The following is a 21,823-nucleotide window of genomic DNA, read 5'->3' as shown; positions in this document are numbered from 1 at the left end:
GGAAAGGGAAGTGGGCAGCCGGAGTGGTGGTCAAGCAGTAGCTATTATTCCATAATAGCTACTAGAGGAAGCGTAAATCTGAGCATTTAGTGATAAGGACTGAGCGAATTTTGCTCAGTTTTTCTTATGGAATTATTTAGATGAAACGACCTGAGTCGATCGACTCAGGTCGTTAAGTTGTTATTATGATATATTCGCTTGTTTTGATTTTCTACTTAATGAATTAGTGATAGAGGTTATTGCTCCGTCTCCAGTGACGTTACAAGCTGTTCCAAGGCTATCTTGAGCTAAGTATAATGCGATCATTAACGAAACCATAGTTGGACCAAAATGAAGCATGCTTTCTAATAATCCAATTGCAGCCATAACTGCTCCTCCTGGAACTCCTGGTGCAGCAACCATTGTTATCCCTAGCATTAAAATAAATGGAACAATAGTAGCGAAACTAACAGCATCCCCCTGCAAAAACATAACAGCTAACGCACAGCTAACTATTGTAATAGTACTTCCAGACAAATGAATGTTTGCTAGTAAAGGAACCGTGAAATCTGCAATGCCTTCACGTACTTTTAGAGTTTTTGTGTGCTTTAGCGTAACAGGAATAGTAGCTGCTGAAGACTGTGTTCCCAATGCTGTGAAATATGCTGGCACCATTCTTCTCAACATACTAAATGGATTTTGTTTACTCATTGTTCCCGCTATTGTATATTGAATAGTTAAATACAATATGTGAAGTATAACTATCATAACAAACACTTTAGCAAAAACTGCTAGAATCGTACTTACTTGCCCAGCTGCAGTCATATTGGCAAATATTCCAAAAATATGAAATGGAAGTAATGGAATAATTACTTTTTCAATAACTATATGAATAATGTTACGAAAATCCTTTGTAATATTATATAATGCATCTCCTTTTATCGCAGCAATTCCAAGGCCAATTACAAATGAAAGAAGAAGTGCTGTCATTACTTCCATTGGTGGTGGCATAGCTACTTGGAAAAACCCTTCACTAAGACCTTCTGATGGATCTGTAAAGGATTGTAACGATTGATTGTTCAGCATTAAAGGATATAACATTTTTGCTGCAAGAAATGCTAAAATGCCAGCAATAACTGTAGATGAGTAAGCAATAATACCAGTTAGTCCAAGTAATTTACCTGCACCACGCCCCATTGAACCAATTCCAGGCGCTATAAAGCCTAGAATAATTAATGGGATTATAAAACCAAGAAAGTTCCCAAATAGGTCGTTAAAAGTAGCAAACAAGCGAATAAACCAGTCATTAGCAAATGACCCAACGGCAATACCTAGTAGGATTGCTATTAGTATTCTTAGTAGTAATCCAAAACCTTTCACTGATTCCCCTCCCTTTTGTAATACCCCCTATTTTACACAATTTATAATTGATAGTAAAACTAAATTTAAAAAAAGCGTACCAATTTTGTTGGTACGCTTTTGTCTGTTTAGCTCATCCCATAAGGACCTAATTGTTGGGAATTACTAGAATTTCCATTATTTGAGTTTGTCATTTGCGAAACAAACGGAATCATTTTCTGCATGGTCTGTCCAAGATTTTGATTATTTTTAGTCATCGTATAATACGTTGCTGCTCCTACACCTACAGAGGCAATAATCGGTAACCACATTCCATTTTTTTGCATTTAAACCAACCCTTTCTAAGATCCTTATAGTTAAAACGCAGACAATATTAGATTGATCTACTTGTCTTAAATAATGCAAGGAATCAACTACCAACATGTCCAGACTCAATGGCCGCGTTTAATCCAGCTAATCTTCCAGTTACTAGAGCTGAAGTTATATTATAACCGCCGGTATAACCGTGTATATCAAGAATTTCGCCACAGAAATAAAGTCTTTCCATTATTTTTGACTGCATTGTATTTGGAACAATTTCTTTAATTGAGACACCGCCTCCTGTCACAAATGCTTTATCAAGAGGTAAAGAACCATGAACTGTAAAGGTAAACTGTTTAAGATCATGTATAAGTTGTCGAATGATTTGCTTAGGCAGTGATCCTGCTCTTTGATCTTCTTTAATCTGATGTTTAGTTAGCAGATATAAAATAAATCGTTCTGGAGCTATCCCTTTTAAGATATTTTTAAAGGATTTTTTAGGATTCATCTCCACATTACGTAATATTCTATCTACAATTATTTGTTCCGATTCATGTGGTAATACATCAATAATCATTGGAACAACAGTTCTTCCCTTTTTTAACTCTTTTACAACAAATTGAGAGCATCTTAGTACTGCAGGACCTGAGATCCCAAAATGAGTAAAGATCATATCCATTTGATGGCTAATAATCGGCTTATTCTTTTGATTAAGTACAGATAACTTAACATCACGTAAAGATAGACCTTGAAGAGCTTTATTCTGTATAAAAGGTTCATTAGATGTTAATGCAACCTCTGTTGGATAAAGTTCTGTTATTGTATGACCAGCTTTTTTTGCCCATGCATATCCGTCTCCCGTTGATCCAGTATGGGGTACTGCCTTCCCACCAACGGCAATAACTACACTTTTCGTTTGTACTTTTGTACCGTCTCTTAAAATGACGCTGTGGTTATTTTCTTCATAATGAATAGCTTTAACAGGCGTTTCTAATCGAACTACCACGTTAAGGTCATCCAATTGTTTTAATAATGCGTTCACCACAGTTTTTGACTGATTAGAGACAGGGAACATTCTTCCATGGTCTTCCTCCTTCAACGGAACATCTAATCCTTCAAAAAATTCAATAATATCATAATTATTAAAAACGGAGAAAGCACTAAATAAAAATTTTCCATTGCCTGGTATATGCTTAATGACTTCTTCCTGAGGTAGACGATTCGTTACATTACATCTGCCGCCACCTGAAATAGCAAGTTTTTTTCCTAATTTCTTTCCTTTTTCTATTAAAAGTGTTTGTGCACCTGATTCAGCTGCAGCAATTGCCGCCATTAACCCTGAAGGTCCACCACCAATAACAATTACATCATAGGACAATTTTTTTCATTCCTTTCCGTATGTATATTAACACGTTAAACAAGTACAAACAATTATCGTTTTCTAATTGCAGATCTCCCATACAATATGTGAAGAAATTAGTACAAATGTAAGTTGCTCAGTGCCTATATCAGTGTAAAAAGATGGTTGTATAGTCATATATACATAAGTATAAACCTTTAAATGTGATAAAATAGTCCATATGATTCTTTTTATCTAATAAGCAATTTCGTTATAATCAAATAATGAGTGTTTCGAAATTTATATCAAATGTAAATAAATGCAGGTGAAATAATGTCAAATATTGTCCGAGGAACGATGTTATTAACGGGAGCTTCTTTTTTATCTAAATTCTTAGGAATGATATATGTTGTTCCCTTCAACGCTTTAGTAGGTCCAAGTGGTGGTACGTTATTTGCTTACGCATATACACCGTATAGTATATTTATTAGCCTATCGACAGTTGGTGTTCCGTTAGCGGTGTCTAAATTTGTATCAAAATACAATGCGGTTGGAGATTATGAAACGGGTATGAGAATGTTTCGAACCGCTATGACTATGATGATGGTCACTGGTATATTTGCGTTTTTAGCAATGTTTTTCAGCGCAGAGTGGTTAGCAAGTGGAATGATTACCAGTGATGACCCAGCTAATATTACTGTCTCTGATGTTGCCTTTGTCATACGTATGGTAAGTTTTGCTTTAATAATTATCCCAGTTATGAGTATTGTCCGAGGTTTTTTTCAAGGACATAATTCCATGGGGCCTACTGCAATATCACAAGTAATGGAGCAAATCGTACGTATTGTGTTTCTTTTAGGTGGCTCATTTATTATTTTAAAGATACTAAATGGATCCGAACTAGCGGCGGTTGGCTTTTCAACCTTTGCTGCTTTTCTTGGTGCAGTAGCTTCATGTCTCGTATTGTGGATTTATTGGAATAAAAGAAAATCTCATCTATATAAACAAATTGAGCAGCAAACATATTCATATGATATACCTAAGAAAGATCTGTTCTTAGAACTATTTAGATATGCAGGACCATTTGTATTAGTAGGATTAGCTATACCATTATATCAATTGGTTGACCAGTTTACTTTTGAACGGTCTATGGTAGCAAGTGGTAATAAGGAAATATGGGAATTCACATATTCTGTAATCAACTTCTATGGTCATAAATTGGTCATTATTCCGATAACACTTGCTACTGGCTTGTCACTTGCCATTCTTCCTGAATTAACCAAGTCATATACACAAAATAATTCGGAGTTATTAACGAAACAAATTAACCAGGCCTTACAAATTATTATGGTACTTGTTATTCCAGCTGTTGTTGGTCTTTCATTACTTTCAGATGAGGCATATGGAACATTATTTGGAGAATTAGACAAATTAGCTATTTCAGGTCCACTGTTAGCATGGTATGCACCAGTGGCTCTGTTCTTCGCATTATTTAGTGTAACATCATCAGTACTACAAGCGATAAACCAACAGCGTTTTGCAGTTGTTAGTTTGTTAGCAGGACTACTTGTTAAGGTGCTTTTTAATATACAACTTATTTATGTATTTGGTGCTAAGGGGGCCATTTTTGGAACAGCTTTAGCTGCCGGTATAGCGGTCAGTTTGAATCTATGGCGGATACGTAGTTCGATTGATTTTTCTTATAAGCAACTAATTAAACGAACTATCTTAATTGGAATCTTTGCCATTATTATGAGTGTTTGCATCCTCATACTCAAAGCGTTGTTAGGAATGGTGATTCCTAATGGAAGATGGGGGCTTGCGATAATTCTTACCATTTGTGTTATCGTTGGTGGTAGTGTTTACTTATGGTTCGCTTATCATTCGACATTACTGGAAAGAGTTTTAGGAAAACGAGTACGTGTATTGGATAAATTATTTCGTAGATAGGAGGAGGACTAATGCGACTTGATAAATTGTTGGCCAATACTGGGATTGGTAGTCGAAAAGAAGTGAAAGTGTTGCTAAAGAAAAAGCGCATTACAGTAAATGATACTGTGATTAGAGATGGCGGCAAACATATTAATCCCACTATGGATCAAATAAAAGTAGATGGTAATACGGTTCACTACAAACCAAACATCTATATCATGATGCATAAACCTCCTGGAGTAATCTCTGCAACTGAGGATAAACGACAAAAAACAGTGATCGACTTATTGACAGATGAGTTTCAACATTATAAGCCATTTCCTGTTGGTAGATTAGATAAGGATACAGAGGGGTTATTATTACTTACAAATGATGGAGACTTAGCCCACCATTTGCTTTCACCAAAGAAAAAGGTTGATAAGGTCTACTACGCCAAGATTAAAGGAAGGGTAACGGAACAAGACCATATCAAATTTAGTAATGGCATTCAATTAGAGGATGGCTATATGACTATGCCAGCAAACCTAAACATACTTCAAACGGATGATATCTCTGAAGTAGAAATTACAATTACAGAAGGAAAGTTTCATCAAGTGAAACGGATGTTTCAGGCTGTTAATAAAGAAGTTATTTACTTAAAACGAAAACAAATGGGAAGGCTAAAGCTGGATGATGCTTTAAGAGTAGGATCATATCGTGAATTGTCTAAGGAAGAACTAGGATATTGCCTCAGCTTGAAAAAATAATTGGAGGAGTTTAGGATGACTGAACAACCACATTATTTTATTGCCATTCCGCTTTCGACCCATCTGCAAAATTATTTTTCTATGTTGCAGGAAAATTTAATGGAGCAATTATCATATAAGCAATGGCCTCACAGGCAGGATTTGCATGTTACATTAAAGTTTTTAGGGCCAGTAGCCGATAAAAAATTACAGGCCTTAATACAAGTATTAGAAGAGCTTCATTCTTTTCAAGCGTTTAACACACAGGTAGGTGGCGTTGGAGCATTTGGATCGAAAACGCAACCTAGAGTCCTTTATGCGGATGTAGAACTAACTGATCGTCTCAAAAAATTGCAGGAGCAGGTTGAAAAAGCTGTTGAACAGATTGGCTTTTTTAAGGAAAAGCGTGATTTTGTACCGCATATAACATTAGCAAAAAAATGGACAGGTTCGACTGGAATGGCGAAAACATTAGCTACCGTGAAAGCTACATACACAGAAAAACAGCCTTTTCTTATCGATAAAATAGGGTTGTTTCGTATTTATCCTAAAGAAATGCCTAAATATAAAATCGTTGCTAGCTTTAATGGAATTGGAGGTGAGGATTCTGGCTCAATTAATTAAACTTCAGGATTATATCTCACGCTACGAATGGAATGCATATCGTTATCCTAGTCAATTTATCCGACTGAAGCAGGATAATTGGCAAAAGCTGAATGCACTCTGGTTAAAAAGAGAAGAAATGACCGAAATAGACATACATACAACAGAAGAGATCTCTCGCTCTCCTAAATGGAAGATTTGGAAGAAAAAGGAGCAGGTTGAGGAGCTAAATGTGCAGGATGAAACATCTTCATTACCAAATTCTAAGATAGAGTTAAAGCAATTTTTTCTTGATAGACTCCTACAAATTCAGCTGAAATGGGCAACTTCTACTGTAACTGACCTTTCATTCATCGATAAGTCTTATGCGAGTGATCCAGAAATTAAATATTTTCTTCAGCGATTTCCGGATACTTATTTAATTATGTATTATCCTATCTTTAATATTAAAAAAGCACCAGTAGATGGCGAAATTATCCTGATAAGCCCAATTGGTGTTGAAATCATCTATTTAATGGATGAGGGGATAGGAACTACGATAATGGCTGGTGATGAACGAACTTGGACCGTAACAGATGAAGATGAACAACGTAAGGTTTTAAACCCGCATATTCCTTTGAAGCGAACGGAACAAATTGTCAAGAGCGTTCTTAATTATAATAAGATAGATTTTCCCATACAAAAGACAGTATTATCCAAAACGAATAATATTATTTTTTCAGAGGAGCCGTTTCAAACAAAGATTATTGGTAGACAGCAGTACGAACAGTGGTTTCAGGATAAAAGAACCCTTTCTTCCCCATTAAAAAACAGACAGCTGAAAGTAGCAGAGGCGTTATTAAATCATTGTCAAACAACCTCTGTGAAACGTCCAGAATGGGAAGAAGAGCAAACAACCTTTGAATTTGCCGATGATGAGCTTTGATGTGGTAGGATTGATTACTACATGATAAACTATTCACATATTTGTATTTTTGTATAAATATCGATAAAATGTATTATTGAACGCTAAATTTTGAAAGATGTGAGGAATTTATGGTGGACTGGCTGAAGCGAGTTCTAGGTAACGAGTGGCAAGTGACTCCAGCTGGGGGGTTAACTGGAGACGCTTATCTAGCAACGAAGAACGATCAACGACTGTTTTTGAAAAGAAATTCTTCACCATTTTTAGCTGTACTCTCAGCAGAAGGCATTGTTCCAAAGCTAATTTGGACAAAACGGATGGAAAATGGTGATGTGATAACAGCGCAGGAATGGCTTGAGGGTAGAGAATTAAAACCTGCAGAAATGCAACATACAGATGTTGCTGCATTGCTACGGAAAATTCACCATTCATCAGAGTTATTACACATGCTTATGCGACTGGGGAAAAAACCAGTTACATCAGATGAAAGCTATTTAAATATATTAAAGAGATTAGAATATACAGATTTATTAAAGACAAACGAATACGTACAAAAAGCACTGGTATATTTAAAGAAATTATTACCGATCACAAGAGAACAAAAACTTGTGGTTTGTCATGGTGACTTAAACCACAATAATGTCTTACTTACTGATGAAGGCAACCTCTATCTAATTGATTGGGATAACGCATTGATTGCAGACCCAGTGACGGATTATGGTATGGTTTTGAAATGGTATATTCCAAAAGAGAATTGGGATGAATGGCTGCGGAACTATGGAATTACTAGTGATAATCGTCTAATTGAACGGATGTACTGGTATTTATTACTTGATGCTCTACATTATGTTTGTTGGCATGTTGAAAGAAAAGAAATTAGTAAAGTACATGAAAGATTACAGGATTTAAAAGAATTAAACGATCATATTGTTGCATTTAATTTAAATTAGATTGGTGTATTGCATTTATCCAATTATTCAAGTTATCATTATTGGCAGTAATATGCTGTTCAATATCCTGTGTCTTCTCTCCTTCTTTTCCATAATAATGAATTTCTGGAAGTAACTGCATCAGTTGTTTGTCTGTTACATTTGAGTTATTCATAAGAGATTGTACAATTCGTGTTATTTGCTGATATTCAGAAACATTCCCACAGCAGTCGAGCTTTTGTTCGTCTAAAAGGTCCTTCAGTAATGTTAGTTGATTGTTTACGTTTAATGTCATCCTCGATCACCTCAGATCTTAGTATCGTTCATATTTCTTTTTCTATACTTTTAACTACAGAAAGAGAGGAAGAAAATGCGTCAACGAAATAAACCTTGGGCTGATGATTTTTTGCAGGAAAACTCACATATTGTGATACCAAATTCCTCGTCGCATAAAAATAATTGGCATGAACTCTTTGGTAATCGTAATCCTATTCACGTTGAAATCGGCACTGGAAAGGGCCAATTTATTTCAGAGATGGCTAAACAGTTTCCAGAGATAAACTTTATTGGAATAGAGCTTGCTAAAAGCATTATTGTAACGGCGGCTCAAAAAGTAATACTATCAAAGCAGCCAAACGTTTTGTTAGTAAACGAAGATGCTGCAAATATAATAGACTTGTTTTCAGCAAATGAAGTTGCAACGATTTATTTAAACTTCTCTGATCCATGGCCGAAAAACAGGCATGAAAAGCGAAGATTAACGTACCATACGTTTTTAGAAAAGTATCAGGAGATACTAGATCCATTAGGTGAGATTGTGTTAAAAACAGATAATATGGGGTTATTCGAATATTCATTAATGAGTTTTTCACAATATGGATTTGTACTTTCGGAAGTAAATTTAGATCTGCATTCCATTGATGATCCAACAAATAGAATGACTGAATATGAAGAAAAATTCTCGGCAAAGGGTCAACCGATTTATCGTTGCCGTGCTTCAATTAGCAATAAAAATAGGAACTGAGACAAAATAATGAAGCAACAATAATAAACGAACGATGATTAGGTTGGAATTAATTATCGTTCGTTTTTTGATCAGAATCATTCATTTAGCACCTGAAATAAGCGAGACTCCAGCGGGAACAGCACGAGTCCGAAGATCCACTTGGTAACGTGTTTTTCTTTACCAAGTTAGCTGAGACTGTACCCGGGGAAAGCGCGTATAGTTTCACGGTGCGGTGATGATACTCCTATTGATAACATGATTATTCGTATTTTGAGTAAAGAAGTTGTGTTTTGTCCGATCCTCATAATTATTGTTTAGGAAAATATAAAATTTGCCCATGTGGATCCATATGGGCGTGTTGAGTTGCAGCAGCTCCAGCGCCCAGAAACGAGGGCGACTTCACGAATCACCCTAATCTAAGTCATCATCGGCTCACAAGTTCATCGTGCTTCCTTTATCTCCGTTGACTCGTTCCAGTCACTACCCTTCTAATCGGGCACTTGCTCTTTTGTTCTTGTATGGCGAAAGCACGGACAAAAGAGTTTAATCGAAGAAAAAATGAATAACTGGAAAGGATGAGTCATAGCTACTCTGGAAATAGCGTAGTTGATTGCTCGTCATAAATGAATCGTTCTAATGTCACAAAAAGAAAATAAGATAACGAAACTCCGAGCAAAATAGGCTACTTTGCCTTTGCTTAAATGCTTTATTGTATATAGCATACTGTGCTGAAATTTTGAAAGCCATTAACGACGCTTTAAGAGATTAGGGACAAGGCAATAGCTTACAATCTGTCATACGATGTCATTTTTTAAAATGATAGCGTTTGCGATTTTGTTCAACGTTTTGCTAAACTAAAACTATAAAAAAGGGGAGATAAGTGGTGGAAAGGCTTAAGGTAGGAAGAGCGACATTAACATGGCTTCAAGGTGGAGTAAATTATTTGGACGGTGGGGCTATGTTTGGTGTAGTACCAAAAGTATTATGGAGTAAGAAATATCCCTATAACAACCAAAACCAGATTGAATTACGAACAGATCCGATTCTAGTAGAAATTGATAATAAAAAATTCTTAATTGATAGCGGTTTGGGCTATCATAAACTAACGGATAAACAGATGCGTAATTTCGGTGTAATGGAGCAATCAAATATAGATGCGTCCTTAGCAGAAATTGGATTATCAGTCGATGATATAGATGCAGTACTAATGACACATCTTCATTTTGATCATGCTTGTGGACTAACAAAGGTAAAAGGAGATTCATATGAACCAGTTTTTAACAATGCAACTATCTATACGTCGAAGCTAGAATGGAATGAAATGAAAAATCCAAATATACGATCTGTGAATACATATTGGAAAAAGAACTGGGAGTCAATAGTTCATCAAGTACAACCGTTTGCAACTGAAATAGAACTCATTCCTGGGTTAAAGATGATTCATACTGGTGGACATAGCGAGGGACATAGTATTATTGTCTTCGAAGACGGCGATTCTTGTTTTATTCATATGGCAGATATTATGCCAACACATGCGCATCAAAATAAATTATGGGCGCTAGCCTATGATGATTATCCGGTTACTTCCGTTCATCAAAAAGAAAAGTGGATGGATATTGGATATGGAAAGCGCGCTTGGTATACGTTTTACCATGACGCATATTACAGAGCCATTAAGTATGACGAAGCAGGTAATGCCGTTGACAAAATAAAACGAAATAGCTAAAAATACACGACACAATCAAAAAAGCTGCACGTATGTTCAGCAGCTTTTTTTGATTAAGTAAGTATCGAGTTGTAACTTGTAGACACCTGTTCTAGGCAGTTTGTACAGAGTCAATAACAGCACCTGTTTCTATATCTACGTAGAATTCATACTGTTTATTTTCCCCATCAAGGTTACGTGTTACACCACCACGATAGGCGCTGTATAGTAGACCGTTTTTCTCTATTTCTTGTGGCTTCATATAGATCCACGAACCACTTATAGGACCTTGTTTTTTAAAGGTTTCTTTCGCTTGCTTTAAAGCTTTCTCCGGGGTTATTTTTTGCATTTGATCAATTTGTTGTTTAGCAATGTACCCTACTGCTACACCTAACCCTGCTGCAAGAACTGCTTTTTTCATACCCATTTCTATTCACCTCTTGCTATTATTTTGAATCTATATCACTAATCTTTACATATGCTAGTATATCGTATTCTAAAAAAAATAGAAAATAATAAAGTGACATGAGCCAATAGTGGAAACAGATAGACAACTTCCGTTATACTATTAATAGTACATAGAAAGCAAAGGGTGGGATTTTACATGAATCAGGAAACGCTAACACTTTTTAAAAATTTAACGGAATTGCAAGGTGCACCAGGCAATGAAAAGCTTGTTCGAGAATTTATGAAACAAGAACTAAGTAAATATGCAGATAATATTGTTCAAGATAACTTAGGTGGTATTTTTGGAGAGAGAAAAGGAGAAGGTCCAACAGTATTGGTAGCAGGTCATATGGATGAAGTAGGCTTTATGGTGACACAAATTACAAAAAATGGAATGATTCGCTTTCAAACATTAGGTGGATGGTGGAGCCAAGTATTACTTGCTCAACGAGTTCAAATTATGACAGATAATGGGCCAATTGTAGGTGTCATTGGATCAATACCACCACATAATCTAACAGATGCACAGCGTAAGCAGCCAATGGAAATAAAGAATATGCTAATTGATATCGGAGCAGATGATAAAGAGGATGCTGAAAAAATTGGAATTAAGCCTGGGCAATCTATAGTGCCGCTAACTCCTTTTACTCCAATGGCGAATGACAAAAAAATTATGGCAAAGGCTTGGGATAATCGTTATGGATGTGGCTTAGCAATCGAATTACTACAAGAGTTACAAGGTCAAACGATACCGAATCATTTATTTTCTGGGGCAACTGTTCAAGAAGAAGTTGGGCTAAGAGGTGCACAAGTAGCCGCAAATATGATTAAACCAGATATTTTCTATGCACTTGATGCTTCACCAGCAAACGATGCTTCTGGAAATAAAGAGGAATTTGGTCAACTGGGAGAAGGGGCATTGTTACGAATTTTTGATCGTTCGATGATCACCCATCAAGGAATGAAAAACTTTTTGCTGGATACAGCGGAAAGCAATAATATTCCATATCAATACTTTATCTCTCAAGGTGGTACGGATGCTGGGCGTGTACATTTAGCAAATAATGGTGTGCCATCAGCCGTTGTTGGGATTTGCTCACGCTACATTCATACGTCAGCATCAATCATTCACGTTGATGACTATGCAGCTGCTAAAGAATTATTAGTAAAGCTAATTAAACAAACGGACCAAAATACATTAGATCAAATTCATCAATCTGTATAATAGTTATAATAAAAAAGGAGATAAAGCATGAATATTACAGTCGGATCAAGCAATCCTGCTAAGCTAAAAGCAGTGACAGAAGTTTTTCCTGAAAGCTATGTAACATCGAAGCGTGTCCAATCTCATGTGGCAGCACAGCCATTTTCCGATGATGAGACTAGACAGGGAGCGATTAATCGTGCCATTGCTTGTGCAGAAGGCTCAAATAATTTTGGAATAGGTCTTGAAGGTGGCGTAATGTATATCGGTGATCAGCTTTATCTTTGTAATTGGGGTGCACTAGTAACTCCTGAAGAAACTGTCTATACAGCTAGTGGTGCTAGAATTATTTTGCCTAAAGAACTTGCAACGGAATTGACAGAAGGTAAAGAGCTTGGCTATTTGATGGACGCGTATGCAAATAAGGAGGACGTAAGTAAAAAGGAAGGTGCAATTGGAGTTTTCACGAATTACCTAATGACTAGACAAGCGATGTTTTCTCATGTAGTAACCTTATTAAGAGGGCAATGGGAATTCCATAAAGCATAAAAACTCTATCCAAACTTTAGGCTGTCGAAACTATCGACAGCCATCTTCATTTGATGACATCCATTCAGACACGAACTATAGACTTGGACTTTCGTCAGTAATGAGCGAGTGATAGGCATGAAGAAAGCTTGCAAGATTTATCCAGCATATAAAACCTTCACTTCAAGCAATACAGTAAAACCACTACCAATATTGGTAAGTGAGGGTTCAACTGCAGTAAATGTCCGATTGGTTCACCTAACAATCAGTGGGTGATAAACCAACCCTCCACTGATTGAAGTTTCACTTTATTCAAATATATAATTAATGACTTCTAAAGCCTGTTCTATCGATTCAACGGTGACATTTGCTTTCGCTGATAACTCCTTTAATGGATGTATTAGGGATTCTGGTCGAATAATAATGGTCGGTTTATTTAACGTTATTGCATAGCTGGCATCCATAGCTGTGTTCCATTGCTTATATTTTTCACCAAATAGAGCGATAACTATATCTGCTTTTTCCATGAGTACTTGCGTCCTGAAATTGTTTATTCGTGATGCGGCTTCATCTTTGTGTACTTTACTGGGCTGTCTTCCTATAATGTCGTCTCCAATATTATCCGAACGTTCATGATTTGTTTGAGGTGCTACAAAGGTTAAAGGAAGTCCTTTGTTCGTTGCTAGCTGTTCTACTTCATCTCTCCAGTTGTCATGAATTTGCCCCGCTAAATAGACGGTTAGTTCCATTATATCTCCTCCATTGCATGATTTAGTACTATCGTATACAAAAATAAAACAATTGAAAAGAATTTAACAACCGAAGGTAACGTAGCGTGTTTCACTTTCGTTTCTATCCATAGTATGATAGATGGTGTAAAAATAGGAGGAAATAGGAGGAATTATATGAGGATAAAGCTACCTTTTTTAGTGGTGTTTTTATCTATATTAGTTCTTATTACCGGTGGCTGCAGTATGAAGTCTGATCAAGAAGCTATCAAGGAAGCTGAGAAAATTACGAAGGAAACCTTTGAGAATAAAGAAAAAGTACCCTTGAACTATGGGATAGGAAATAAATCATTCTATTTACCAAATGGGATGGAAGTTGTAGATGAAGATGAGAGCAACCTAATTCTAGAGGATAAGAATCAAACCTTTATTGTATTTCATAACACAAATGAAAATGCGAAAAGTACATTAAATTTTGCAGCTGCAACGAAAAAAGATGCGTTAAACGTATCATCTTTTTCTGATTCTAACGGATTTGGATATTTTCGGGTTTTACCTGAGGAAGATAATAAATTTGAATTGCAGGTCGGTGTAGGTGGTGTTAAGGTGACCACATATGTAGATAAAAATGGCCTTGATGAGGATGCAGAGACAATGATGAAAATAGCGAAGTCCATTGCTTTACAATAAAACAACTGTTAATTGAAAAAGAAACGGGATTATTTTAATATAAGTTGAGTATACCATATGTTTGCATATTTACTGTTTTAGGTAAAGGTACGAACTATTTCTTATAGTTATTGGTATAGTCTCTTTTACAATACACTTACTTGCATATATGTTACATTATGTTGGAAACAAACGATAAACTAGTCTATCATAATTGTGGGAGTTGATATAATGGAAACTTTAGCGTCACAAGAGGAATTTAAAAAATGGATAAAACAAGAAAATGTTATTCTATATTTTACAGCGGGATGGTGTCCTGATTGCACCGTTATCGAACCAGTACTACCAGAAATTGAGGCAGAATTTCCAAGCTTTTCATTCGTAAAAGTAGATAGAGATAAATTTATTGATATATGCCAAGATTATGCGATCTTTGGGATACCAAGTTTTATTGCCTTTAATGACGGAAAAGAAACGGGAAGATTTGTAAGTAAAGATCGTAAAACGAAACAAGAAATTATCGAGTTTCTAAAAGAAGTCAGTGATAAATAAAGTTAGTTAACGTAACCAAAAATTTTAACCTCTTTTATATAAGCTATCTAGATGATAAAAGGTTGTCTAAGATCGCAGACGTAATTGGAGCATTCTTATAGGAAGAGGGTGTAATACGTCAGGAGGATTCATATGAAAATGACAAGTTTGAAGTTAAAAAAAATTTTGGAAGAGCGATTAGCTAATGAAGCGTATCGCACTTCTTATAATCGAGATAAAGACACATTTCGTATTGAATGGAAAGAATCGAAAAAAGGAATGACCATAACGTTACCAAATGTTGTTGCAAAATACAATCAACGTGGAGAAGTAGCTATTGTTGAGCTTGAGGAACATATTAAAGAAGCATTGCGAATTATGAATGAGGAACATCACTTATCTGGAATGGAAAAACAGATTTATCCAGTGATTCGCTCAACTTCTTTCCCAACCACTACAAAAGCAGAAATTGACTTAGTATATAAAGATCATACGGCTGAGACACGTGTGTTTTATGCATTGGATTTAGGAAAGTCCTATCGATTAATTGATGAAGACTTACTCGATAAAGAAGGCTGGACCAAAGAGCATATCGATGAAATTGCTACATTTAATTTGCGTTCACTACCAGTTGATTATAAAGAAGATCAAGTTGCAGGCAATGATTTTTATTTTATTGCAACACAGGATGGCTATGATGCTAGCAGAATTTTAAATGAAGCATTTTTGGAAGAAATGAAAGCTAATAGTAAAGGTGAACTAGCAATTGCAGTACCTCATCAGGACGTACTAATTATTACAGATGTTCAAAATAAAACAGGCTATGATATTCTGGCACAGATGACTATGAAGTTCTTTGCGGAAGGGAGAATCCCAATCACTTCACTTCCAATGATATATGAAGATAAGACATTGGAGCCAATCTTTATCTTAGCCAAAAACAAACCAGAAAAGAATTAGAAATGGAAAAGGATGATGAACATGGATGTTTTTTACAACTTAAATGGAATTGGTGATGTGCTAATCATCCCTATGGAAGAAGGAGACCGTGAGAAAATAAAAACGGATAGGAATGGTGATGTTGTAAGAATCACAGATCATTCAGGTAAAGTAATTGGCTATAATATTTTTCATGCGTCACAGCACTTTACTTTTCTTTCAACTGGAAAGATAACGTTAACGGAAGAATATTTAGCAGAAATGAAACAGTTGTTTCGTCAGCTTAACTTAGATGATGATTTGAATTTTGACTTAAGTCCCAAGTTTGTAATTGGTTATGTAGAAAGTAAGGAGCAACATGAGAATGCTGACAAACTCAGTGTTTGTAAAGTGGACGTTGGTAATGAAACATTACAAATTGTCTGCGGTGCTCCAAACGTGGAAGCTGGACAGAAGGTTGTAGTTGCAAAAGTAGGTGCAATGATGCCAAGTGGAATGAAGATCAAACCGACAGAATTACGAGGTGTTTCTTCGAATGGTATGATATGCTCGCAAAAGGAACTTGGATTACCAAATGCCCCTAAGGAGAAGGGGATATATGTTTTAGAAGATAATTATCAAGTTGGTAATGAATTCGTAATGTAAATAGAGAAAAACAACCTGTGTTAGTACTTAGGTTGTTTTTTTCGATAGATATAAGCAAAAGAGGACAGTCCAAGCCTTAGCTTATTACATAAACCTGCCATGAACGTAATAAAACTGCTACAATAAAGGAATACTAGATTTATAGATATAGAAATGAGTGAATTGAAGTGTGGGATAATTGGAAGAAAAAAATTAAGAGTCTTTTTGCAGATAGTGAAGAGGAAGAAAAACAGCATGAAGAGAGCCGTACAGCTGAGAAAAGTAATCTTGAGGCAAAAATGATGTATCAATATCCTGCGAATAAATCTTTTCGCTTCCCAGTCATTCCTGACAGAGTAGAAGAAAGGACAAGCAGAAAGCAAGTAAGAGAAACAGGAACACTATATAATACGGGGAGAATCACAGGTACAAAAACAGAAGAAAATCGGAATTCGCAAAGAAAAGCAACAAAAGCTAGCCGATTCAATCAGTCTGTAAATGAACAACAGCCAAAAGAAGTACCAGCTTATCAGCGAAAGCGTCAAAGCAGGACAAGTCAACATGTTTCGGTTGAACGACGTGAAAAATCAGAGAAGCAAAATAATCATAATGCGAACAAGGTGTATAAAAAAGATCCAGATATACCGTTTCGCCCAACTGAAGTCCCTTCGCCAATCTACGGTTTTCGGCCAAGACATGAAGAAAAAAAAGTTGAGAATATACCAGCCTACCAAAGAAAGGAAGAAAACAACAGTCGAGAGGAGCAAAAGCTGTTCGATGAAAGTGAGTCAATTGTAGCAGAAGCACCTTTAAAAGAAAAAGAACTGCCTGATGCCGAGGGTGAACAGCGAAATTTATTGCGCGAACAGGATGAGGTTGATGAATCGAATTTTATCGTGCAAGATGACTCCATACAACAAGAGAATCAAGATCATTCATATGACAAAGAGGAATTAGATAGCCGTCCAGAACCTGAGAAACAGATAAAACGATCCGAAAAGCGAAAACAAAATCGCGATAGTGTGAAGACGGCTCCGTTCAATGTTATGATGACACCACGAGATAAAAAGAATTTATTTGAAAAATCAAAGCAAAAACAAAAGCAAGAGGAGAAGATCATAAAAACAACAGCTCCTGAGAAAAATAATAAGGAGCATCGTATACCATACTACCTTCTAAATGATATAGAAAAAGCCGGTGCAGATGACCGAAGGTGGATGGAAGGACAGCAGAAGTTACTTGAACAAACCTTAACACACTTTAATGTACGGGCCAGGGTAGTGAATGCAACACAGGGGCCTTCTGTTACTCGATTTGAGGTGCAACCGGAGTTAGGTGTTAAGGTAAGTAAGGTTAAAAATTTAAGTGATGATTTAAAGCTTAATATGGCCGCAAAGGATATTCGAATTGAAGCTCCTATTCCAGGGAAGAATACGATAGGTATTGAGATTCCAAATCCAAAAGCACAAATGGTTGGCTTACAAGCAATATTTGAAACAGAAGCATTTAGTCGAAGTTTATCGCCATTAACCATTGCATTAGGGTTAAGTATTGAAGGACAACCACTTATTACAAATATTCAAAAGATGCCACATGGATTAATAGCTGGTGCAACAGGTTCAGGAAAAAGTGTATGTATAAACACCATGATAATCAGCTTATTGTATAAGGCGAGTCATGAAGACGTTAAATTTTTATTAATTGACCCTAAAATGGTTGAACTCGCTCCATATAATGGTATTCCTCATTTAGTCTCGCCCGTAATTACAGATGTAAAAGCAGCTACAGCTGCACTGAAATGGGCAGTAGCAGAAATGGAAGACCGTTATGAGAAGTTTGTGCATGAAGGTGTGCGTGATATTGAGCGATACAATCAAAAAATGATTAAGCAGGATCGTAAGCAAGACAAAATGCCATTCATTGTTATTGTTATTGATGAGTTAGCAGATTTAATGATGGTTTCTCCACAAGATGTGGAGGATGCAATTAGCAGAATTGCCCAAAAAGCTAGAGCTTGTGGCATTCATCTACTTCTCGCTACTCAACGTCCATCTGTCGATGTCATTACTGGTTTAATTAAAGCTAATATTCCAACTCGAATTGCATTTAGTGTTTCTTCGCAGGTGGATTCACGAACGATTTTAGATACTAGTGGAGCAGAAAAATTACTAGGAAAAGGCGATATGTTATTTATAGAAAATGGAGCAGGAAAAAGCATTCGTCTTCAAGGTCCCTTTGTTTCAGATGAAGAGATTGAGCGTGTTACAAATCACGTTAGAGGAATCGCAGAACCGAATTATTTGTTTGAGCAAGAACAGTTACTAGAACAAGTTACGATGGATGAAGAGGAGGATGACCTTCTTCAAGATGTTATATTATTTGTGCTAGAGCAAAATGGTGCAAGTACCTCCATGCTGCAGCGTCATTTTAAAATTGGGTATAATCGAGCAGCCAGACTCATTGATACACTTGAACATCGTGGTATAATTTCTGGTCAGAATGGTAGTAAGCCTAGAGAAGTGTTGGTTACTTTGTCACAGGTAGAAGACATGCTATAGGAATGTAAAACTTGTAAGTCTTGTTTCCTATGCGAAATTTTTATATGATTAGATATAGTGATCATATATTTTAAGGAGAAAACGAAATCATGAAGGAAATTGAGCAGAAGTTAAACGGTAAAATAAAACGATTAACAAATAAAACGTTTAAATTTGATGAACGAATTAAAGAAGGCTGGTTCTCTGCCGTCTATTTTCTTAAAACAAAAGAAATTGCGGAGAAGAAATTACCTGATAATCAAGTAACCATGCAATTTTTTCAAAAGTCGGATGCCGTACTATGTGGGACAGATGAAGCAATAGCACTATTACATACCTTTGCGGATCAACCTGAAACATTAGACATACATTCATTAAAGGATGGAGATAAAATTCATCCTTTCGAATCTGTATTAACCGTTTCTGGAGGCTACCATCAATTTGGCTTTTTAGAGGGAATCATTGACGGGATACTTTCCAGAAGAACATCTGTCGCTACGAATGTATACAATGTGGTAAAAGCTGCACGTACTTCTGGTAAGCAAAAACCTGTTATTTTTATGGGGGATCGGGACGATCACTATACGCAGCAAGCTGGGGATGGTTATGCCGCGTTTATTGGAGGATCAACTGCCCAAGCAACACATGCAATGAATGAATGGTGGGGAAAAGAAGGGATGGGGACAATGCCTCATGCACTTATTCAAATGTTTCGAGGCGATATTGTAGCTGCTTGCAAAGCCTACCATGAACTTTTCCCAGAAGATGATTTAGCCGCACTTGTTGATTATAATAATGATGTAATAACGGATTCATTGAAAGTGGCAAGTGAGTTTGGTAAGGAATTAAAATCAGTTCGATTGGATACTTCTCGTACACTTGTAGATAAGTATTTCTTAAGAAATCACCATTTAATGGGGACATTTGATCCAAGAGGAGTAAATCCTGAGTTAATTTTTGCTTTGCGTAATGCATTAGATGAAGAAGGATATTCCCATGTAAAAATAATGGTTAGTGGTGGATTTACAGAAGATCGTATCGTTCAATTTGAAGAACTTGGTGTACCAGTAGATATGTATGGCGTAGGAAGAAGCTTATTAAAGCTTAATATCGGCTTTACCGGAGATAACGTATTACTGAATGGTACGCCTGAAGCAAAAGAAGGTCGACGTTATCGCCCTAACCCACGTTTAGAAAAAGTACCATTTATAGGTGAAAATGGCAAAGAATAATTAGAATGTATTGAAATTCTTGGTTATTATTTTATTCCTCTGAGGGATTTGCTATAATGAAAAAATAGCTGTAAAAAATATATAAATAAAGAGATGATTTTGAATCCTTTTACGTTCAATATGGAGGTTCTTTTATGACAACTTACCATTTTATTGGTATAAAGGGAACAGGAATGAGTGCTCTTGCACAAATTCTTTACGATTCGGGTGAAAATGTGCAGGGATCAGATGTAGAAAAGCGATTTTTTACACAGGAAGCATTGGAGAGTAAAGGCATTCCCATTCTACCTTTTTCAGAAAGCAACATCAAAGAAGATTATACAGTCATTGCAGGAAACGCATTCCCTGATGATCATTTAGAAATAAAGGAAGCAAAGAAACAAGGTGTTACGTTTTATAGATATCATGAGTTTTTAGGTGAGTGGTTAAAACAGTATACAAGCATTGCTGTCACAGGAGCTCATGGAAAGACGTCGACAACGGGACTACTTGCTCACGTGTTAAATAGTTCATTCCCGATATCTTATTTAATTGGAGATGGCACAGGGAAGGGACATGTTGATAGTAAATATTTTGTGTTTGAGGCATGTGAGTATCGTCGTCATTTTTTACGATATGAACCGGACTACGCAATCATGACAAATATTGATTTTGATCATCCGGATTACTTTACTAGTATTGATGACGTATTTGCAGCATTCCAATCAATGGCAGACCAAGTAAAGAAAGGAATAATTGCATGTGGTGATGATGAACAATTACAACAAATCCAAGCAAAAGTTCCGGTCGTATATTATGGATTTGCAGATACGAATGATTTTCAGGCGCAGAATATTGTAGAAACGGATCATGGTACCGAATTTGATGTATTTGTTCGTAATACCTATTATGATACTTTTTCCATACCAATGTACGGAGACCATAATATCTTAAATGCGTTAGCCGTTACGGCAATTTGTCATTATGAAGGCATTGACGCTGAGAGTATCAAACAACTAGACACTTTCGGTGGGGTAAAACGACGTTTTACTGAAAAGAAAATTGGAAATCAAGTACTTATTGATGATTATGCGCATCATCCAAAAGAAATTACCGCTACCATTGAATCAGCTCGTAAAAAGTATCCGAATAAATCTGTTGTAGCTATTTTTCAACCACATACATTTACAAGAACGAAAACATTTCTACAAGAATTTGCTGACAGCCTTAGTCAAGCAGATCGCGTTTATTTATGTGATATTTTTGGCTCGGCAAGAGAAGAAACTGGTCAGTTAACGATTGAAGATCTTCAAAAATTGATTGATCACAGCGCTATTTTAGAGCTTTCTCATACAGAAGCTTTAAAAAAATACGAAGATAGTGTGTTAATATTTATGGGTGCTGGAGATATACAAAAATTTCAACAAGCCTATGAAGAAACACTTACAATTAAATAATAGAGAAGGAAAAGTGTCTGAGCCATTGGCAACAGGCGCTTTTTTTATAAGTTAAGAAAGTATAAAATCAGTGCAATGACTGCGTTAAGCCAAGTAGTTATTTTGAAATGTTTGATGTATATTGGCAATGCTCCGACTAATTACTTCGCTTTCCGCGGGCACGGCCT

The 21,823-nt window shown here is 36.2% G+C and carries 22 protein-coding genes; 16 read left to right on the top strand and 6 right to left on the bottom strand.

Annotated features, from left to right (window positions below; genetic code table 11):
• Positions 1–183: 183 nt before the first annotated feature.
• The 3 genes from RVS70_RS18900 to RVS70_RS18890 all read right to left on the bottom strand — a co-directional run bounded on the left by RVS70_RS18900 (position 184) and on the right by RVS70_RS18890 (position 3,016).
• Positions 184–1,359, bottom strand: a complete 1,176-nt coding sequence (locus RVS70_RS18900) for a dicarboxylate/amino acid:cation symporter (RefSeq protein ID WP_121605560.1) — start codon at positions 1,357–1,359, stop codon at positions 184–186.
• A gap of 107 nt (positions 1,360–1,466) precedes the next feature.
• Entirely contained in the window at positions 1,467–1,664 is a 198-nt protein-coding gene (locus RVS70_RS18895) for a hypothetical protein (protein ID WP_166530848.1), read from the bottom strand.
• 83 nt (positions 1,665–1,747) lie between these two features.
• On the bottom strand, positions 1,748–3,016 hold the full coding sequence (locus RVS70_RS18890) for an NAD(P)/FAD-dependent oxidoreductase (RefSeq protein ID WP_321134420.1): 1,269 nt from the start codon (positions 3,014–3,016) through the stop codon (positions 1,748–1,750).
• Positions 3,017–3,310: 294 nt separating this feature from the next.
• Here RVS70_RS18890 and RVS70_RS18885 point away from each other — a divergent pair, with 294 nt between their 5' ends.
• The 5 genes from RVS70_RS18885 (at position 3,311) to RVS70_RS18865 (ending at position 8,091) form a co-directional block, all read left to right on the top strand.
• A complete protein-coding gene (locus RVS70_RS18885; protein ID WP_026681490.1) occupies positions 3,311–4,927 on the top strand; it encodes a polysaccharide biosynthesis protein in 1,617 nt (538 codons plus the stop codon).
• A gap of 11 nt (positions 4,928–4,938) precedes the next feature.
• Complete coding sequence (locus tag RVS70_RS18880) at positions 4,939–5,655, top strand: pseudouridine synthase (RefSeq protein ID WP_026681489.1); 717 nt, start codon at positions 4,939–4,941, stop codon at positions 5,653–5,655.
• Positions 5,656–5,670: 15 nt separating this feature from the next.
• On the top strand, positions 5,671–6,258 hold the full coding sequence (gene thpR, locus RVS70_RS18875) for an RNA 2',3'-cyclic phosphodiesterase (protein WP_321134418.1): 588 nt from the start codon (positions 5,671–5,673) through the stop codon (positions 6,256–6,258).
• Entirely contained in the window at positions 6,233–7,162 is a 930-nt protein-coding gene (locus RVS70_RS18870; protein ID WP_226983530.1) for an NERD domain-containing protein, read from the top strand. The genes thpR and RVS70_RS18870 overlap by 26 nt, the downstream gene beginning before the upstream one ends.
• Positions 7,163–7,272: 110 nt before the next feature.
• A complete protein-coding gene (locus RVS70_RS18865) occupies positions 7,273–8,091 on the top strand; it encodes a phosphotransferase family protein (protein WP_026681486.1) in 819 nt (272 codons plus the stop codon).
• Here the strand turns inward: RVS70_RS18865 and RVS70_RS18860 are convergent.
• Positions 8,078–8,365 carry a YtzH-like family protein gene (locus RVS70_RS18860; RefSeq protein WP_026681485.1) on the bottom strand — a complete coding sequence of 96 codons (288 nt, stop codon included), beginning with the start codon at positions 8,363–8,365 and terminating at the stop codon, positions 8,078–8,080. The genes RVS70_RS18865 and RVS70_RS18860 overlap by 14 nt on opposite strands.
• A gap of 75 nt (positions 8,366–8,440) precedes the next feature.
• On the opposite strand from RVS70_RS18860, the gene trmB reads away from it, so the two are divergent.
• Both trmB and RVS70_RS18850 read left to right on the top strand, forming a co-directional pair.
• Positions 8,441–9,094 (top strand): tRNA (guanosine(46)-N7)-methyltransferase TrmB, encoded by a 654-nt coding sequence (gene trmB, locus RVS70_RS18855; RefSeq protein ID WP_026681484.1) that lies wholly within the window; start codon positions 8,441–8,443, stop codon positions 9,092–9,094.
• Between the two features lie 865 nt (positions 9,095–9,959).
• The gene (locus RVS70_RS18850; protein ID WP_026681483.1) at positions 9,960–10,802 is read left to right on the top strand and encodes a YtnP family quorum-quenching lactonase; all 843 of its coding nucleotides are present in this window, start codon (positions 9,960–9,962) and stop codon (positions 10,800–10,802) included.
• Positions 10,803–10,893: 91 nt separating this feature from the next.
• On the opposite strand, the gene RVS70_RS18845 is transcribed toward RVS70_RS18850, so the two are convergent.
• Positions 10,894–11,208, bottom strand: a complete 315-nt coding sequence (locus RVS70_RS18845) for a PepSY domain-containing protein (protein ID WP_321134414.1) — start codon at positions 11,206–11,208, stop codon at positions 10,894–10,896.
• A 177-nt stretch (positions 11,209–11,385) separates the two neighbouring features.
• Between RVS70_RS18845 and RVS70_RS18840 the strand changes: the two genes are divergently transcribed.
• Together RVS70_RS18840 and RVS70_RS18835 are read left to right on the top strand one after the other, a co-directional pair.
• On the top strand, positions 11,386–12,453 hold the full coding sequence (locus tag RVS70_RS18840) for a M42 family metallopeptidase (protein ID WP_026681481.1): 1,068 nt from the start codon (positions 11,386–11,388) through the stop codon (positions 12,451–12,453).
• A gap of 27 nt (positions 12,454–12,480) precedes the next feature.
• Positions 12,481–12,981 carry a DUF84 family protein gene (locus RVS70_RS18835; RefSeq protein ID WP_026681480.1) on the top strand — a complete coding sequence of 167 codons (501 nt, stop codon included), beginning with the start codon at positions 12,481–12,483 and terminating at the stop codon, positions 12,979–12,981.
• A gap of 287 nt (positions 12,982–13,268) precedes the next feature.
• On the opposite strand, the gene RVS70_RS18830 is transcribed toward RVS70_RS18835, so the two are convergent.
• The gene (locus tag RVS70_RS18830) at positions 13,269–13,709 is read right to left on the bottom strand and encodes a YtoQ family protein (RefSeq protein ID WP_026681479.1); all 441 of its coding nucleotides are present in this window, start codon (positions 13,707–13,709) and stop codon (positions 13,269–13,271) included.
• Between the two features lie 156 nt (positions 13,710–13,865).
• Between RVS70_RS18830 and RVS70_RS18825 the strand changes: the two genes are divergently transcribed.
• From RVS70_RS18825 to murC, 7 genes are all read left to right on the top strand, one after another.
• Positions 13,866–14,378 carry a hypothetical protein gene (locus RVS70_RS18825; RefSeq protein WP_026681478.1) on the top strand — a complete coding sequence of 171 codons (513 nt, stop codon included), beginning with the start codon at positions 13,866–13,868 and terminating at the stop codon, positions 14,376–14,378.
• A 210-nt stretch (positions 14,379–14,588) separates the two neighbouring features.
• Entirely contained in the window at positions 14,589–14,909 is a 321-nt protein-coding gene (locus RVS70_RS18820; protein ID WP_026681477.1) for a thioredoxin family protein, read from the top strand.
• 132 nt (positions 14,910–15,041) lie between these two features.
• A complete protein-coding gene (locus RVS70_RS18815; RefSeq protein ID WP_166530844.1) occupies positions 15,042–15,848 on the top strand; it encodes a DUF1444 domain-containing protein in 807 nt (268 codons plus the stop codon).
• Between the two features lie 21 nt (positions 15,849–15,869).
• A complete protein-coding gene (ytpR, locus tag RVS70_RS18810; protein ID WP_026681475.1) occupies positions 15,870–16,472 on the top strand; it encodes a YtpR family tRNA-binding protein in 603 nt (200 codons plus the stop codon).
• 167 nt (positions 16,473–16,639) lie between these two features.
• Positions 16,640–19,009 carry a DNA translocase FtsK gene (locus tag RVS70_RS18805; RefSeq protein ID WP_321134409.1) on the top strand — a complete coding sequence of 790 codons (2,370 nt, stop codon included), beginning with the start codon at positions 16,640–16,642 and terminating at the stop codon, positions 19,007–19,009.
• 89 nt (positions 19,010–19,098) lie between these two features.
• Complete coding sequence (locus RVS70_RS18800; protein WP_026681473.1) at positions 19,099–20,220, top strand: nicotinate phosphoribosyltransferase; 1,122 nt, start codon at positions 19,099–19,101, stop codon at positions 20,218–20,220.
• 134 nt (positions 20,221–20,354) lie between these two features.
• Positions 20,355–21,656, top strand: a complete 1,302-nt coding sequence (murC, locus tag RVS70_RS18795) for a UDP-N-acetylmuramate--L-alanine ligase (RefSeq protein ID WP_205388715.1) — start codon at positions 20,355–20,357, stop codon at positions 21,654–21,656.
• Positions 21,657–21,823: the final 167 nt, after the last annotated feature.

Source organism: Virgibacillus sp. M23 (genome assembly GCF_034190895.1).
Taxonomy (GTDB): Bacteria; Bacillota; Bacilli; order Bacillales; family Amphibacillaceae; genus Virgibacillus; species Virgibacillus salarius.
Note: the sequence above shows the minus strand (reverse complement) of the source record. Positions and strands in the feature narration are given on the sequence as shown.

What these genes read in the sequence shown, in the direction of transcription:
- RVS70_RS18895 (WP_166530848.1), bottom strand. Translation starts at nt 1,664, where the DNA reads ATGCAAAAAAATGGAATGTGGTTACCGATTATTGCCTCTGTAGGTGTA.
- RVS70_RS18885 (WP_026681490.1), top strand. Translation starts at nt 3,311, where the DNA reads ATGTCAAATATTGTCCGAGGAACGATGTTATTAACGGGAGCTTCTTTT.
- RVS70_RS18880 (WP_026681489.1), top strand. Translation starts at nt 4,939, where the DNA reads ATGCGACTTGATAAATTGTTGGCCAATACTGGGATTGGTAGTCGAAAA.
- thpR (WP_321134418.1), top strand. Translation starts at nt 5,671, where the DNA reads ATGACTGAACAACCACATTATTTTATTGCCATTCCGCTTTCGACCCAT.
- RVS70_RS18865 (WP_026681486.1), top strand. Translation starts at nt 7,273, where the DNA reads ATGGTGGACTGGCTGAAGCGAGTTCTAGGTAACGAGTGGCAAGTGACT.
- RVS70_RS18860 (WP_026681485.1), bottom strand. Translation starts at nt 8,365, where the DNA reads ATGACATTAAACGTAAACAATCAACTAACATTACTGAAGGACCTTTTA.
- trmB (WP_026681484.1), top strand. Translation starts at nt 8,441, where the DNA reads ATGCGTCAACGAAATAAACCTTGGGCTGATGATTTTTTGCAGGAAAAC.
- RVS70_RS18845 (WP_321134414.1), bottom strand. Translation starts at nt 11,208, where the DNA reads ATGGGTATGAAAAAAGCAGTTCTTGCAGCAGGGTTAGGTGTAGCAGTA.
- RVS70_RS18840 (WP_026681481.1), top strand. Translation starts at nt 11,386, where the DNA reads ATGAATCAGGAAACGCTAACACTTTTTAAAAATTTAACGGAATTGCAA.
- RVS70_RS18835 (WP_026681480.1), top strand. Translation starts at nt 12,481, where the DNA reads ATGAATATTACAGTCGGATCAAGCAATCCTGCTAAGCTAAAAGCAGTG.
- RVS70_RS18830 (WP_026681479.1), bottom strand. Translation starts at nt 13,709, where the DNA reads ATGGAACTAACCGTCTATTTAGCGGGGCAAATTCATGACAACTGGAGA.
- RVS70_RS18825 (WP_026681478.1), top strand. Translation starts at nt 13,866, where the DNA reads ATGAGGATAAAGCTACCTTTTTTAGTGGTGTTTTTATCTATATTAGTT.
- RVS70_RS18820 (WP_026681477.1), top strand. Translation starts at nt 14,589, where the DNA reads ATGGAAACTTTAGCGTCACAAGAGGAATTTAAAAAATGGATAAAACAA.
- RVS70_RS18815 (WP_166530844.1), top strand. Translation starts at nt 15,042, where the DNA reads ATGAAAATGACAAGTTTGAAGTTAAAAAAAATTTTGGAAGAGCGATTA.
- ytpR (WP_026681475.1), top strand. Translation starts at nt 15,870, where the DNA reads ATGGATGTTTTTTACAACTTAAATGGAATTGGTGATGTGCTAATCATC.
- RVS70_RS18800 (WP_026681473.1), top strand. Translation starts at nt 19,099, where the DNA reads ATGAAGGAAATTGAGCAGAAGTTAAACGGTAAAATAAAACGATTAACA.
- murC (WP_205388715.1), top strand. Translation starts at nt 20,355, where the DNA reads ATGACAACTTACCATTTTATTGGTATAAAGGGAACAGGAATGAGTGCT.